Genomic DNA, 14,068 nt, shown 5'->3' on the forward strand with positions numbered 1-14,068 from the left:
AACGAACGTTTATAAGAGGGTTCGTTAGCCTCTATCTTCTAAAGCTTTAAGCAATCCTGAAACTGTATTTCCGCCTGATTGTAGTGCAGAAATAACGTTTTTCGCTGGAGATTGAAGTAGAGCAATAACGTCTGCGATTAACTCGTCTTTCGATTTTAGGTTCACCAAAGCATCTAGCTGAGAGTCACCTACGAAAGCCGTTTCTTGGATATAAGCCGCTTTTAATAGGGGCTTTTCACCTTCTTTACGCAATTGTTTGATCAATTTCGCAGGACCGTTTCCAGTCTCGGAGAACATCATAGTAGATGCACCTTTCAATACGCTAAAGATCTCTTCTGAATCTACACCTGCTTCTAATAACGCTTTCTTGATCAAAGTATTTTTCACTACTTGAACCTCGATACCGCTTTCGAAACATTTGCGACGGATTTTACTCACTTTTTCAACAGACAAATCAGCTGTATCAGCAATGTAAAAATTGCCGTAGGATTTAATCTGCTCTGCCAAAGCTTGAACAATTTCTTGTTTTTCTTCTTTTCTCATGATTAAATACCCGCTACTGATTTAGTCTCGATATGAATACCAGGACTCATAGTCGATGAAATGTGAATACTTTTAAAGTATGTACCTTTCGCTGCAGATGGTTTAAGGCGTGAAAGTGTTTGCAACACTTCTAACGCGTTATCATAAATCTTGTCTGCATCGAATGACACTTTTCCAACTGAAGTGTGGATGATACCGGTTTTGTCGACTTTGAAATCAATTTTACCGCCTTTTACATCAGTTACTGCTTTACCTACTTCTGTAGTTACAGTACCTGTTTTAGGGTTAGGCATCAAGTTTCTTGGTCCTAAAATACGTCCCAATTTACCCACTTTCGCCATTACACTAGGCATAGTAATAATGATGTCAACGTCAGTCCAACCACCTTCGATCTTGCTGATGTAATCATCAAGACCTACGTAGTCTGCACCTGCTGCTTTAGCCTCTTCTTCCTTATCAGGAGTACACAATACTAAAACGCGAACAGTTTTACCTGTTCCGTGAGGTAACGTTGCAATACCACGAACCATTTGATTCGCTTTACGAGGATCTACGCCCAAACGAACGTCGATATCCACAGAAGCATCAAACTTAGTCGTTGTAATCTCTTTTACCAAAGCCGCAGCTTCTTTCAAAGAATACGCTTTACCAGCTTCAATTTTGGATAGTGCCGCTTTTTGATTTTTTGTTAATCTAGCCACTTTCTTAAACTGATTTCGTTAATTAATTGTTCCAAGGAGCGTCACCTGATACAGTGATACCCATACTGCGCGCCGTACCTGCCACCATTCTCATAGCTGACTCTACAGTAAACGCATTCAAATCTGGCATTTTATCTTCTGCAATCTGTTTTACCTGATCCCAAGTAACTGAAGCTACTTTTTTACGGTTAGGCTCACCAGATCCACTCTTGATTTTGGTAGCGTCTTTCAACTGTACCGCAACCGGAGGAGTTTTGATGATAAAATCAAAAGATTTGTCCGTGTAAACTGTAATGACAACTGGTAGAACTTGACCAGGTTTGTCTTGCGTACGAGCATTGAACTGCTTACAGAAATCCATAATGTTCACCCCTTTAGCACCTAACGCAGGTCCTACTGGAGGTGATGGATTAGCCGCACCGCCCTTTACTTGTAATTTTACTAACGCACCGACTTCTTTTGCCATTTCGTTATAAATTTAATATTTGTAAATGTTTGTTAGTAAGTGGAAGCTATACTGTAACATTTATTCGCAGGCCACAAAAACAAGTCTTGTAACCAAACGAGGTGCAAAGATATACAATATACCAACACAAACAAAATCAATTATAAAAAATTAATGCTGTAACCCCTTGATTTAGAACTGCACTTCTACCTGTTCGTCCCACTCTTCATTGATAGCTATTTGGAAACTCGTCTGGAATGGCAAAGCACCCAACAACTCCCCTCTAAAAAGCACCTGCACATTGTTTCGAGCCACAGCAGAAACTTCTAATGTACGCAGCAGTTCGCCATTGATTCCATAGATTAATATGGAATACGATAAATTTACTGGATTATCCACTCGTCCAATAAATTGATTAAACTGCAATTCCTTGCTTTGCGCAAAGCTGGGCGAAAGTTCTATTTCCGATTGATCAAGTACGGGATTTGCCATTTGGACATTGAAAGGCGCATAAAATAATGGTTCTCCTCGTCGTACTACCACTACCCGATCTACTGCAGATAGATCTTGTGCATCGGTAAATTGAAATTTAATCTGGCTATAATAGCGATCAAGCAATACCGCTTCTCGGATATTTTGGTTAACAAAGATCGATTTCTCCACCCCGAATATTTCGCCCGCATAAGCCGAAAAACGATTGGTAAAAAAATAGGTATCTGCTGATGAAACGAAGGCTGGCAAGAGTAAATCCGAATCACCTGTTCGTCGCACGAAAGAAAACCGATATTGCCCATGCGGCAATTCCATGGAAATGGCGGGCATATTAGGTACATAATCTTGTATAACAGAAGCGGTCAGATTTCCCGTAACCTGATCAAATGCATAAACATGCAACTGGTCTCCTTCGATTCTTTCGGCAGCCTTTACCGTTCCGCGAAGGCGCAAATTATCGATCCGCAGTGCTCCACTATTTTCATTGTACGCACTTCCTGCACCACGCTCCCCTGCTGCTGTTACCAATTGGAAACTGATTCGTTCATACGTAGCTAAATTCAGTGCACTCAAATTAAACGTGAAACTATTCCGCGCCTGACTGGTTAGGAAATTTGAAAATTGATTGTTGCCTTGCAATAGTTGCCAATCTGCATCACCAAAACGGTAATACAAATCAAATGCTTTGGGGCCGGTGGCAGATGAACTGATATCAAATGCGAGGCTTTCAAAAGAGGCAATCACCTGTAGAGGAACTTCAACCACTAACTCTCGCACACCAGTCTGAGACAACGCTCGGCCAGCTGCATAATCTTCAAATGGCCAGCCTGCGGCAAAACCAGTGGGAATTGAACCATCATTGTAGGTAATCTGTGCTCCGGGCTGAATGGCTACATCAGGTTGTAACGTTTCATTATTAAATGACCAAAAAAAGAGATAGTCGACAATATCGTTCAAATCGTTCGCTTGCTGCACTTGGTTTAGCAAGCTAGAATTTCCTGGGGAAGAAGCAACCGTAGCATTTTGTAAATCGAAATTGATGGTATACATATCATCTATTCCAGATCCAGCAGAACGTGGATCTTTTTGGCAACCAACCGTCATCAGGACGATGATTAACCCACTCAACCAAGTGAGCTTGAAGGAGTTTTGCGAGTGCAACATATTATTCGTTGTAAGTGCACAAGCAAAATAGCAATCATATTTCTTTAAAAGAAATATGATTGCTATTTAAGTAAATAATATCCTACAGAAATTAGGGATTTATTTGATAAAACCGAAGGCACTTGCCGTGAAACCTTCATCTGTAGCTTCTACAGCTTCAAAACGTATAAATTTATATTGCACATTTTTGCTAAATCGCACCACTTGCTCAATAGGGTTAGACTTAATGTTGGAGAATTCACCTTCAAAGAAGGTTTCCCAGTTTTTATTGTCCTGACTTCCGGCAAAGCGATACCGTGTCACCATACCATCTTTTTGGCCATCTTGGCGTGGCAAGTAGAAAAAGCCAGCCACAGTTTTACCACCTAATTCGAAAACTAGGTTCTTCGCATTCACTTGTACCCATGTTTTCGGATCATTATCCGTTGCAGCAGATAAGTCATTTGTGGACACGATTTTATAATCGGTAGCTTTCAGACGGTCGATTTTCTTCGCTTCATCACTCACTTGATAATCTACAAATGCTTCTTTATATAAACCAAAGTCGCTTAGTGTGGGCGCTACAGGAGCAAACAACTCAATGCGTACTTTCGTTGCTTTTACAGGCTCGCTCAATTTGATGATGCGTGCAGCACCAATGCTGGTTGCTCCGGCAATCTTTTTCCAATCTTGCCCGTCCCATGTAGAGATCCGAACACTATCTAAACGTTGCCCTAACTTGATGTTTTCGCGCAAGCGAATCAAATCAAATTCTTGTTCGCTTCCTAAATCCAACTCCAGCCAAGGCTCTAATACATCATCATCCGATGCGTAATATGAATAGCGATCATCGTCCAGAATTTGCTCGGCTGCGTACGCCTTGTGATCGCCACGTGTATTCAATGTTTTGATCTTTGCGTTAGCCGCCAAGTTGGTGGCAAATGTTTTCTCTAGTTTCTCCCCAAAACCTTTCAAAGAAGCGACATCATTGGCGTGTAGCAGACCGCTAGGCATTGGTGCCAATCCAAGATTCATATTCGCACCGCGACCAACCGATTTCAAATAAATATCGAACAAGGCATCCGGACTTTTTACTTGTCCATCTTGCTCTGGATGATAAAACCAACCGGAACGATGTGGCACATCACATTCTGCCGGAATCCAAGCTTCACCACCGCGCGTACCGGTTGATAGGTTGCTATCATCCATAAATCCTGGCATCGGTTCTTTGCCTTCTTTACCTTTTAGTGTGATCGTTGCCCAGCTTGTTTCTGCCGCATGACCATGCTCATTACCAACCCAACGCATATCTAGACCAATATCCGAGAAGATCATGGCCATGGGTTGATGCTCGCGCACAATTGGCCATGTTTTATCTTTCCAACTGTAATACGTCGTGCGGTCGATCGTACGTTTTTCATTTCTGCCACCATAATATCCATCGCCTCCATTGGCACCGTCATGCCATGAAGTGAATAGATCGCCATAACCAGTCATCAATTCCGTCAATTGCTGACGGTACGCTTCTGGATAAGCCTCGGACCCATAACGTTCATCATTGCGATCCCAAGCCGATAGATAAACACCAAATTTCAAATTATTCTTTTTGGCCGCTTCCATAAACTCTTTGACCATGTCGCCCTTGCCGTCTCTCCATGGAGAACTCGCCACGCTATATTTGGTCGTAGCAGTTGGCCACAAGCAGAAACCATCGTGGTGTTTCGCTACAGAAATTAATCCTTTAAATCCGCCAGCTGCTGCTGCACTCGCAATCTGATTGGCATCGAATTCGGTCGGATTAAATATAGCTGGATCAGCATCGCCAAATCCCCATTCTTTGTTCTGGTACGTAGTTGGCGTAAAATGGATCAACGCGTAGGTTTCCATCTCGTGCCAGCGTAGCTGACGTTCGGAAGGCAATGCGCCGTAAGGTTCTGGTGCTGGAGGAGCACTCGTCTTGCATGCGGTAAGCGTACCAGCTAACAATCCTACTGCTACGGCTATTTTTTTAGTAAATATCATCGGTAAGTTATGTTTGACCGCTGAATATACGGTTTTTATCACAGAAACAAGCTCTATAGCGGCTAAAACCATTAATCTGAAAGCTTTGGATTCAATATTGACTTTCACATGAATGATATCTAGCGTGAAATGGATAAATTCGCATTTCAAAATAAAATTTTAGATGGCGAAGGTAGAAAAGGATATTTCCAGAGAAAAATCAGGTCAATTATTCGAAGAAGCAAAAGGTTATTTCCCAGGCGGCGTAAACTCACCGGTACGCGCTTTCAAATCGGTGTACGGCACGCCCCTATTTATTGAGCGTGGCGACAAAGCCCATTTGTGGGATGCCGATGGCAATGAGTTTATTGATTTTTGCTGTTCTTGGGGACCACTTATTTTGGGGCATAATAATGATGCTGTACGCGAAGCTGTTGCAGAGCAATTGCACAAAGGATTGAGCTTTGGCGCGCCTACTGCTTTAGAAAACAAATTGGCCAGCCTGATCATCAATAACAACCGATATCTGGAAAAAATTCGTTTTGTAAGCTCTGGTACAGAAGCCGTGATGTCGGCCATTCGCTTAGCGAGAGGATATACCAAGCGAGATAAAATCGTCAAGTTTGAAGGGTGCTACCACGGCCACTCCGATGCGTTGTTGGTAAAAGCGGGTTCTGGTTTGGTGACTTTCGGAGAAACTTCTTCGGCCGGCGTACCAAAAGCCTTTGCAGAAGAAACGATCGTGATCGCATTAAATGATTATGAAGCTTTAAAACAAGTATTCGCAGATTTTAAAGATCAGATCGCAACGGTAATCATCGAAGGGGTACCAGCGAATAATGGATTGCTGATGCAAGACCGCGAATACGTACAATTCTTGCGCGAAATTACGCAGGAAAATGGTGCTCTTTTGATTTTTGATGAAGTGATCACCGGATTCCGCCTAGGATTTGAAGGTGCAGCTCGCTATTACGATGTCAAACCAGATATCATCACTTACGGAAAAATCATCGGCGGCGGCATGCCAGTAGGTGCCTACGGCGCATCCAATGAGTTGATGAGCCACATATCGCCAGATGGCGGTGTGTATCAAGCCGGCACGTTGTCAGGAAATCCTGTGGCGATGTCTGCAGGTATTGCCGCATTGAGCATCTTGGCGCAAGATGGCTTCTATGAAAATCTAGAAGCAGTTACGCAAAAATTTGTGCAAGAAATTCAAGCATATATTGCGCAAAAAGAATATCGTGTCAAGGTATTTACTATCGGATCGATCTTCTGGTTTGCCTTCACCGACCAAGACAAAATTCAACGTGCGGACGAGATTGTCCACGAATCGATGGAGCAATATAAGGTGATGCACCGCGAATTGTTAAACCGTGGCATTTACTTCGGCCCTTCGGGCTACGAGGTTGGCTTTATTTCTGCTGCGCATACGGAGGAGGATCTGAGCAAAACGATTCTCGCGTTGCAAGAATCGCTAGATGTAGTTTTTGCTTCTTAAAGAAGCTTTCTATAGATACTAAAATGGGCTGCGTTGAATAACGCAGCCCATTTTTTGTTTTAAGATCTCTATGCTTGCCCTCGAGCCGGGAAGGCTCGTACTTTTTTTCCGCAAAAAAGTATGCAAAAAACTCGCCGCTGACCGTATTGGCACAACGTCGGTGCATCCTACTGCTATTGCCAATCCGCTAAGGCGGCATTTGATGAGTTGGAAGGAAGGTGCTTCATCCGACCTAGCTTTCCGACTGCGTCAAACCGAACGAAGGTAAATCCGTGAAGAACAAAAATCTGCTTGAGCGCAGCGAGTTGATTTAGCTGCGCTGAGCACTTCGTGGTTTTGTTTGGTATTGCCCTCGAGCCGGGCAGGCTCGTACTTTTTTTCCGCAAAAAAGTATGCAAAAAACTCGCCGCTGACCGTATTGGCACAACGTCCGTGCATCCCACTGCTATTGCCAATCCGCTAAGGCGGCATTTGATGATTTGGAAGGAAGGTGCTTCATCCGACCTAGCTTTCCGACTGTGTCAAACCGAACGAAGGTAAATCCGTGAAGAACAAAAATCTGCTTGAGCTCAGCGAGTTGATTTAGCTGCGCTGAGCACTTCGTGGTTTTGCGAAACTTTTTAACAAGAAAAAGTTTGAAAAAGACAGCTAACTATTTTCTAGAATATAAACAATAATGCCTGCTTCCAAAACAGAGCAGGCATTATTATTATTTAACGTTATCTAAGAATGAACTTTAAAAACCAGCCGGCTTCAAGTTCAAACCAGCGCGTTCATCTAAGCCAAACATCAGGTTCATATTTTGTACCGCTTGTCCAGAAGCACCTTTCAACAGGTTATCCGTCGCATTCAGAATCAACAATTTATCGCCATGCTTTTCCAAGTGCATGATGCTCTTATTCGTATTCACCACCTGTTTTAGATCGATATTTTGCTCACTAACAAACGTGAATGGATGCGATTGATAATACTCTTCGTACAAAGCATAGGCATTAGCCGCTGAAATATCGGCATCAACATAGATAGCGGAGAAAATGCCACGCGCAAAATCACCACGTTGAGGAATGAAGTTGATCCGTTGCTGCGCACGTGTTAATAAAGATTCATCGCCCGTTGGCAGATAACCCGATTGCAATTGATCTAGTGACTCCGAAATTTCTTGCAAATGCTGGTGTTCAAAAGATTTATATGCCGAAAGATTGTTGTTGCGCCAAGAGAAATGCGTTGTCGCGCTAGGCTTCTGCCCTGCGCCTGTAGACCCTGTAGTAGCATTTACATGTATCTGATTGGGCAGTAAGCCAGCCTTAGCCAACGGCAACAACGCCAACTGAATGTTAGTGGCAAAACAGCCTGGATTAGCGATAAATTGCGCTTGCTTAATCAATTCCCTATTCAACTCCGGCAAACCATATACAAATTGACCGTTCGTATACGCCTGATGATCGCGTAAACGGTAATCCTGCGATAGATCGATGATTTTAACCTTAGGATCAACTGGATTCTCGTCCAAAAATTTGCGTGCATCACCATGACCTAAGCACAAGAAAAGCACATCGATATTCGCGTGGAAGTCTGTAGAAAATTCAAGTTCGGTATCGCCCAGCAAGTCATTATGCACCGCATATACTTTTTTGCCGGCATTGGATCCGCTATTAGCAAACACAATCTCTACCTCAGGATGGTAGATCAACACTCTCAACAATTCACCTCCGGTATAGCCAGCCGAGCCTACTATTCCTGCTTTTATCTTCGTCATGTACTTTCTTATTTGTTGGCTGTCGATTATTATGACTGCCCGTTAACTTTAAACCAGATTCCTACTTGATTACCAAATATCTTAGAAAAGCCTTTCACATCGTCGCCGGTGTAGCCTTCATTCATTTCGCCGTAACTTCCGAACTTGTTGTTCATCAAATCATGATCCGACTCTACGCCGATAATCACAAAACGATGTGGATGTAGCTCTACGATCACACGACCAGAGACCGTAGCTTGTGCACTACTCAAGAACGCTTCGATATCGCGCATCACGGGATCGTGCATTTGGCCTTCGTGCATATAGTTTCCGTAGAAAGCAGCTATTTGGTCTTTCCAAGAAAGTTGCCATTTCGTCAAGGTATGTTTTTCCAACATATGGTGCGCTTTGACCAAAATGATTGGCCCAGCAGCTTCAAAACCAACGCGACCTTTGATACCGATGATGGTATCACCCACGTGGATATCGCGACCGATGCCATAAGGCTGTGCCAATTCTTGCAATTGTTGAATCACTTTCACCGCACCAATTTTCTTGCCGTTCAAACCAACGGGCTCGCCTTTTTCGAAGTCGATTGTGATCTGACGCGGTTGATCTTGTGTGATGGGCGTTGGCCAAGCCGATTCCGGCAGGTACTGATTAGAAGTAAGTGTTTCTGCACCACCTACGGATGTTCCCCACAATCCTTTGTTGATCGAGTATTTGGCTTTCTCGGCCGAATATTCTACCCCGTGCTTATTGAGGTATTCGATCTCCGCTTCGCGGGATAATTTAAGGTCGCGAATCGGTGTAATAATTTCGATGCCCGGAATCAAAGTCTGGAAGATCATGTCAAAACGTACCTGATCGTTTCCTGCTCCAGTAGAACCGTGAGCAACACAGGTAGCACCGATCTTCTTCGCATAATTGGCAATCGCAGTCGCCTGCGTTACGCGTTCTGCCGACACCGATAGTGGATAAGTGGCATTCTTCAGCACATTACCAAAGATTAAGTACTTGATCGTATCGCTATAATAATCTTCTGTTTCGTCAATCGTAGTGTGCGATTTTACACCTAGTTCGTACGCGCGCTTTTCTACTGTCTGCAATTCTTCGGCCGAGAAACCACCGGTATTGACAATGACCGAGTGTACTTCCAAACCTAAATCTTTCGATAAGTATATACAGCAAAACGAGGTATCCAAACCACCACTGAATGCTAAAACGACTTTCTTCATCTTATTGTTGTGATATATAAATTAAAATCCCTTGACTGGTTTTACACCAACTGGGAATACAAAAGTGACCATTTTTTTAGTAGATTTCCAAAGCCGAGCTTCGATACGTTTAAGCAGCGATTGCTTTTTCGCAATACGATTTAGACGCTCTTTAGCTTCTGCTTTACGTTGGATTTTTTCTTTCAGTTCCCGTTCTTTCTCGACCGGATCCCACAGCATGGCGGTGCACATACAGTTTTTTCGCTCTTTGGCCGTCAAGATGTCGAAATTTACACAAGATTGGCATCCTTTCCAAAACTCTTCATCTTGGGTAAGCTCACCATAGGTAACCGGCTCATATCCGAGATCAGAATTGATCTTCATCACGGCCAAACCGGTCGTCAATCCAAAAATTTTGGATTTCGGATAACGCTCGCGCGACAGCTCAAAAATCTCTTTCTTAATAGCTTTCGCTAAACCTTCTTTACGAAATATAGGGTTGACAATAAGGCCAGAATTGGCCACATAATCGCCGTGGCTCCAAGTTTCTATGTAACAAAAACCAGCCCAACGACCATCTTTGTGTAAGGCAATAACGGATTTGCCTTCCTCCATTTTCTTAGCAATATATTCGGGTTGCCGACGGGCAATACCTGTTCCTCGCGCTTTGGCAGACTCAAACATTTCGTCACAAATCTGCTGAGCATAATCTTTATGCGAGGCATTAGCAGGAATAATCAAAAAATCTGAAAGTATCATTCTGAGACTTCGACCTAAAAAACACTCCACTCAACGTGGAATCTAAACATGAATTAACGATTGTAATAGCAGCACACGCTCGAGCATTGAATGGTGGCCGCCTATCCGGAAATTTCCTGCCCCTTTATCAAGCTCGAGGCAGTATTGGTCGTCGAAATCGCAGAATTGGACAACACAACGCATAATCATGGCGCATAGCATATGCTACAAACCTACTGTTGGCTTGTAAAACTATGTGCTGATTGTGGTTATGACAGTGCATCCTATGTTCTTCTTAAAATTCTGACAGACAAAAGTATGAAATATTTCCGTGTCAACAATGGTATTCAACTTTTTTTACGAATACCCTAATGGTAGTGCAAAAACGTGACCAATTAGCAACATAGATGCGGCCTATCCACATTAAATCATAGTTAAGAAATAAAACACAAGGACTTTGATCGAAAAATAACACTTTTTAAGAGAAATCTTAATATTTCTAAATAATATAATATATATCTTAGAAGTAAAATAACAACCTGATTAACCCAGTGAAATTAACAATACCATTTAACCAAATTATGCTGCTAACAAAAGATTTTAGCCCATTAGTTCGTGGCTTTCAATATGCTATAATACTCTCCTACTTAACCATAATAGTAACATCAACAAACGCACAAACAAAAGGTGTCACACTAAAGGGCACAGTCGCTACTTCAGAAGGAGAAGCTATTTTATTTGCCACAGTAACGCTCAAACAAAATAGCAGCGAAGAAACGTTCACTAAATTCACCGACGAATCTGGTTTTTTTGAATTTGAAGGCGTAGCAAAGGACAACTACAGTATCTTGGTTGAGATCGTCGGCTATCAGACGCTAACGCAAGCGTTATCTATCGCAGAAAACACCAATCTGGGTCAGCTAAAACTGGAACGAGATCAGAATGTGTTGGAAGAAGTTTCGGTGACCGCTCGAAAACCTATGATCTCGCGCAAGCGAGATCGTTTGGTGCTGAATGTAGAGAATATGGTGTCAGCAGCCGGAAGATCTTCTATGGAATTGCTAAGCATGGCTCCAGGTGTATTTATCATGCAGGGAAATATATCGATCAATGGCGTGTCAGGCACGCGAGTTATGGTTGATGGGCGGATGCTTAACATTAGCGGTGACGATTTGAGAGATTATCTCCGAAATCTCAAGGCTGAAGACATCGCTTCGATCGAAGTAATTGCTCGCCCGCCAGCAGAGTATGAAGCTGCTGGTTCGGGCGGATTAATCAACATCATCCTAAAAAAGCGTAGAGAAAGTGGTTTGCAAGCAAAAGTGGGACATGATTATTCTAAAGGATTAGGTAGATACTCCACATTCCGCCCCTTTGCTGGGGTTAATTATAACGCTGGCAAGCTTACACTTTCGGCAGACTATTCGTACTCTTATATTAAAGATTTTGAAGATCTGACACAAGTACGCGCAGTACCTGATCAAGGTGCTTTCACAGGTGTTAATAACGGCACGGAAAGAGCGCGCAACAATCGCGTCCGCCTTTCGGGTTTTTACGACATATCAACAAGCCACACGCTGTCAGTGGATTATACCGGAAGATTTACAAAATCAACAGATAGTGTATTTTCGCATGCGGAGATTACTTACCCTAACCCTATCGACAACACCATTTCTACCGGTCGTTTTCCTATAAATAGACCTTATGACTACCACAACATCGGACTAAATTACCAATGGAAAACAGACACATTAGGCTCTAATTTGCGTTTGGTTGCTGACTATACCATTAGTGATAAATCTTTTAACAGTAGTTCATTCAGCAACACATTCGACGCCCAAGGTCAGCTCCTTCAGGATACGTCTTTTATCTTTCGATTTCCAAGTACATCGAAGATCTTCACAGCTGAAGCAAAATATCAAAAAAAATGGTCCAACAGCTGGGATGTACAAGCAGGTGCAAAACTATCTAACACGGATATCTCCAATGAGAATGCTTATGATATATTGCGGCAAAACATTTGGTTCAATGATGAACGAGCATTTGATTATCTCTACAAAGAGCAAATCGCGGCAGGTTTTGCAAGCTTAAGTGGAGAACTCTATGGAACAGAATTTAACGTAGGATTGCGAGGTGAAAACAGTCGTATCAGAGGCGAAATCATCGGTGATGGACAGGACACCTTGATTCGTGCAGATTATTTTAATCTTTTCCCGTCATTACATATACAACGAAACTTAGATAAAGAAGGCAGACACATCATCACCCTCTCCGCAAACAGACGCATACAAAGACCATCATACAATGAACTGAATCCCTATCGTTACTTTCTAGATAATTATACTATTGTTAGTGGAAATCCACAACTTCAACCGCAGTTTACGATAGGAGGAGAACTCTCTTATCTATTCAAACAAAAATATTACTTAGGGCTTAGCTACAACAATACCAAAGATGTTATTTATCAAGTAATTGAAACGGATCCATCATCAGACCTACTGCTAGTATGGCGCAAAAATACGGGCAGACAGGAAGTATACACGGCTACAATTAGCGCTCCAGTACAATTCTTTTCTTGGTGGAATGCCACCAACAATCTATTACTAACCTCTTCCAGTTCGGTTGCTCCAGAATTTAATTTGCATTTAACCTCATTTATCTTCCAGTCCGAACATGAGTTTTCCCTCAAAAAAGGCTGGACGGCAAGTCTGAGTGCATTTTATACACCACGCATCTTACAAGGTAATATTATTACGGGTTTTATGTCTAGCGTGGATGTGGGAGTCCGCAAACGTTTTTTTAACGACCGGTTTACGACGGCTATATCGATTAGCGATATTTTTCACACTGCCAATTTCGACTTCCTAAGCTATTATAACGATGATGTTATTGCGATCACAAACAGACAGCAGACTCGTATGGCCACGTTATCGCTTACTTACAATATCAACGTGGGCAAGGCCTTTAAGATGAAATCGCTATTCAAGAGTAATACGGAAGAGAGCGGACGCTTGTAAAGCGGAACGAGCGAGCTTTTGCTCATCGTAGAACTGTATAAGATTAGAAAATACAGCAATCAAAATCTCGACGATCAATTTTATGACGTTAAAATTTTAAACTATGCTAGTTAAAAGCCTACTTTTGCAGGATAAAATTTAGCAGCATTATGATTACTCCAAGTATCGTATTCTATCTCTTTTTTGCGATTCCCTACATCGGAATCATGTATTGGTTGATCAAGCAGGATAAGAAAAAACATGCCTGGGGCGTCACGGTAATCACGGTTATTGCTATTGCTGGTTTTTTTGTATCACAACGTGCCAGCAGAATTGCGGTACAAAACTATAAACAACACCAGATCGATGCTCGCCAACAAGAACGGGAAGCAGATAGCATCTTACGCACCTTAAATCGCGATACTATTAAGTAGTTTACTCAATACTATTTAGCAGATCGCAAATCTTGATTACTTGATTTGATAACATAAAAAAGGAGCTTTCATCTGAGATGAAAGCTCCTTTTGCTTATCAATAAGGCAGCCGAGCTACCTTA

12 protein-coding genes are annotated in these 14,068 nt (G+C 42.4%); 4 read left to right on the forward strand and 8 right to left on the reverse strand.

The window, feature by feature from the left end; translation table 11 throughout:
• Positions 1 to 24: 24 nt before the first annotated feature.
• The 5 genes from rplJ to GKO22_RS01575 form a co-directional block, all read right to left on the reverse strand.
• Complete coding sequence (gene rplJ / locus GKO22_RS01555) at positions 25 to 543, reverse strand: 50S ribosomal protein L10 (RefSeq protein ID WP_166332373.1); 519 nt, start codon at positions 541 to 543, stop codon at positions 25 to 27.
• Positions 544 to 545: 2 nt separating this feature from the next.
• On the reverse strand, positions 546 to 1,244 hold the full coding sequence (gene rplA, locus GKO22_RS01560) for a 50S ribosomal protein L1 (RefSeq protein WP_066754870.1): 699 nt from the start codon (positions 1,242 to 1,244) through the stop codon (positions 546 to 548).
• 22 nt (positions 1,245 to 1,266) lie between these two features.
• Positions 1,267 to 1,710: a 50S ribosomal protein L11 gene (gene rplK / locus GKO22_RS01565; protein ID WP_066754869.1), complete on the reverse strand. Its 444-nt coding sequence runs from the start codon at positions 1,708 to 1,710 to the stop codon at positions 1,267 to 1,269.
• A gap of 171 nt (positions 1,711 to 1,881) precedes the next feature.
• Complete coding sequence (locus GKO22_RS01570) at positions 1,882 to 3,345, reverse strand: hypothetical protein (RefSeq protein ID WP_166332374.1); 1,464 nt, start codon at positions 3,343 to 3,345, stop codon at positions 1,882 to 1,884.
• Between the two features lie 99 nt (positions 3,346 to 3,444).
• Positions 3,445 to 5,346: an alpha-L-fucosidase gene (locus GKO22_RS01575; RefSeq protein ID WP_166332375.1), complete on the reverse strand. Its 1,902-nt coding sequence runs from the start codon at positions 5,344 to 5,346 to the stop codon at positions 3,445 to 3,447.
• A 163-nt stretch (positions 5,347 to 5,509) separates the two neighbouring features.
• Here GKO22_RS01575 and hemL point away from each other — a divergent pair, with 163 nt between their 5' ends.
• Positions 5,510 to 6,826, forward strand: a complete 1,317-nt coding sequence (hemL, locus tag GKO22_RS01580) for a glutamate-1-semialdehyde 2,1-aminomutase (RefSeq protein ID WP_166332376.1) — start codon at positions 5,510 to 5,512, stop codon at positions 6,824 to 6,826.
• Between the two features lie 736 nt (positions 6,827 to 7,562).
• Here hemL and argC read toward each other — a convergent pair.
• From argC to GKO22_RS01595, 3 genes are read right to left on the reverse strand one after another with little or no spacing between them, the layout of a single operon-like run.
• Entirely contained in the window at positions 7,563 to 8,582 is a 1,020-nt protein-coding gene (argC, locus tag GKO22_RS01585) for an N-acetyl-gamma-glutamyl-phosphate reductase (RefSeq protein WP_166332377.1), read from the reverse strand.
• Positions 8,583 to 8,611: 29 nt separating this feature from the next.
• Complete coding sequence (gene argG, locus GKO22_RS01590) at positions 8,612 to 9,799, reverse strand: argininosuccinate synthase (protein ID WP_166332378.1); 1,188 nt, start codon at positions 9,797 to 9,799, stop codon at positions 8,612 to 8,614.
• Between the two features lie 21 nt (positions 9,800 to 9,820).
• Positions 9,821 to 10,537, reverse strand: a complete 717-nt coding sequence (locus GKO22_RS01595; RefSeq protein WP_116776288.1) for a GNAT family N-acetyltransferase — start codon at positions 10,535 to 10,537, stop codon at positions 9,821 to 9,823.
• Between the two features lie 35 nt (positions 10,538 to 10,572).
• Here GKO22_RS01595 and GKO22_RS01600 point away from each other — a divergent pair, with 35 nt between their 5' ends.
• From GKO22_RS01600 to GKO22_RS01610, 3 genes are all read left to right on the forward strand, one after another.
• Positions 10,573 to 10,722 carry a hypothetical protein gene (locus tag GKO22_RS01600; RefSeq protein WP_166332379.1) on the forward strand — a complete coding sequence of 50 codons (150 nt, stop codon included), beginning with the start codon at positions 10,573 to 10,575 and terminating at the stop codon, positions 10,720 to 10,722.
• Between the two features lie 375 nt (positions 10,723 to 11,097).
• The gene (locus GKO22_RS01605; RefSeq protein ID WP_166332380.1) at positions 11,098 to 13,533 is read left to right on the forward strand and encodes a TonB-dependent receptor; all 2,436 of its coding nucleotides are present in this window, start codon (positions 11,098 to 11,100) and stop codon (positions 13,531 to 13,533) included.
• Positions 13,534 to 13,682: 149 nt separating this feature from the next.
• Positions 13,683 to 13,946, forward strand: a complete 264-nt coding sequence (locus GKO22_RS01610) for a hypothetical protein (protein WP_166332381.1) — start codon at positions 13,683 to 13,685, stop codon at positions 13,944 to 13,946.
• The last annotated feature ends 122 nt before the right edge of the window (positions 13,947 to 14,068 follow it).

The organism is Sphingobacterium chungjuense (assembly GCF_011316935.1).
Lineage (GTDB): Bacteria > Bacteroidota > Bacteroidia > Sphingobacteriales > Sphingobacteriaceae > Sphingobacterium > Sphingobacterium chungjuense.

Excerpts from the sequence above, each read along its gene's own strand:
- GKO22_RS01605 (WP_166332380.1), top strand. The coding sequence starts at position 11,098 with ATGCTGCTAACAAAAGATTTTAGCCCATTAGTTCGTGGCTTTCAATAT.
- rplJ (WP_166332373.1), bottom strand. The coding sequence starts at position 543 with ATGAGAAAAGAAGAAAAACAAGAAATTGTTCAAGCTTTGGCAGAGCAG.
- argC (WP_166332377.1), bottom strand. The coding sequence starts at position 8,582 with ATGACGAAGATAAAAGCAGGAATAGTAGGCTCGGCTGGCTATACCGGA.
- rplK (WP_066754869.1), bottom strand. The coding sequence starts at position 1,710 with ATGGCAAAAGAAGTCGGTGCGTTAGTAAAATTACAAGTAAAGGGCGGT.
- GKO22_RS01575 (WP_166332375.1), bottom strand. The coding sequence starts at position 5,346 with ATGATATTTACTAAAAAAATAGCCGTAGCAGTAGGATTGTTAGCTGGT.
- GKO22_RS01610 (WP_166332381.1), top strand. The coding sequence starts at position 13,683 with ATGATTACTCCAAGTATCGTATTCTATCTCTTTTTTGCGATTCCCTAC.
- argG (WP_166332378.1), bottom strand. The coding sequence starts at position 9,799 with ATGAAGAAAGTCGTTTTAGCATTCAGTGGTGGTTTGGATACCTCGTTT.
- hemL (WP_166332376.1), top strand. The coding sequence starts at position 5,510 with ATGGCGAAGGTAGAAAAGGATATTTCCAGAGAAAAATCAGGTCAATTA.
- GKO22_RS01595 (WP_116776288.1), bottom strand. The coding sequence starts at position 10,537 with ATGATACTTTCAGATTTTTTGATTATTCCTGCTAATGCCTCGCATAAA.
- GKO22_RS01570 (WP_166332374.1), bottom strand. The coding sequence starts at position 3,345 with ATGTTGCACTCGCAAAACTCCTTCAAGCTCACTTGGTTGAGTGGGTTA.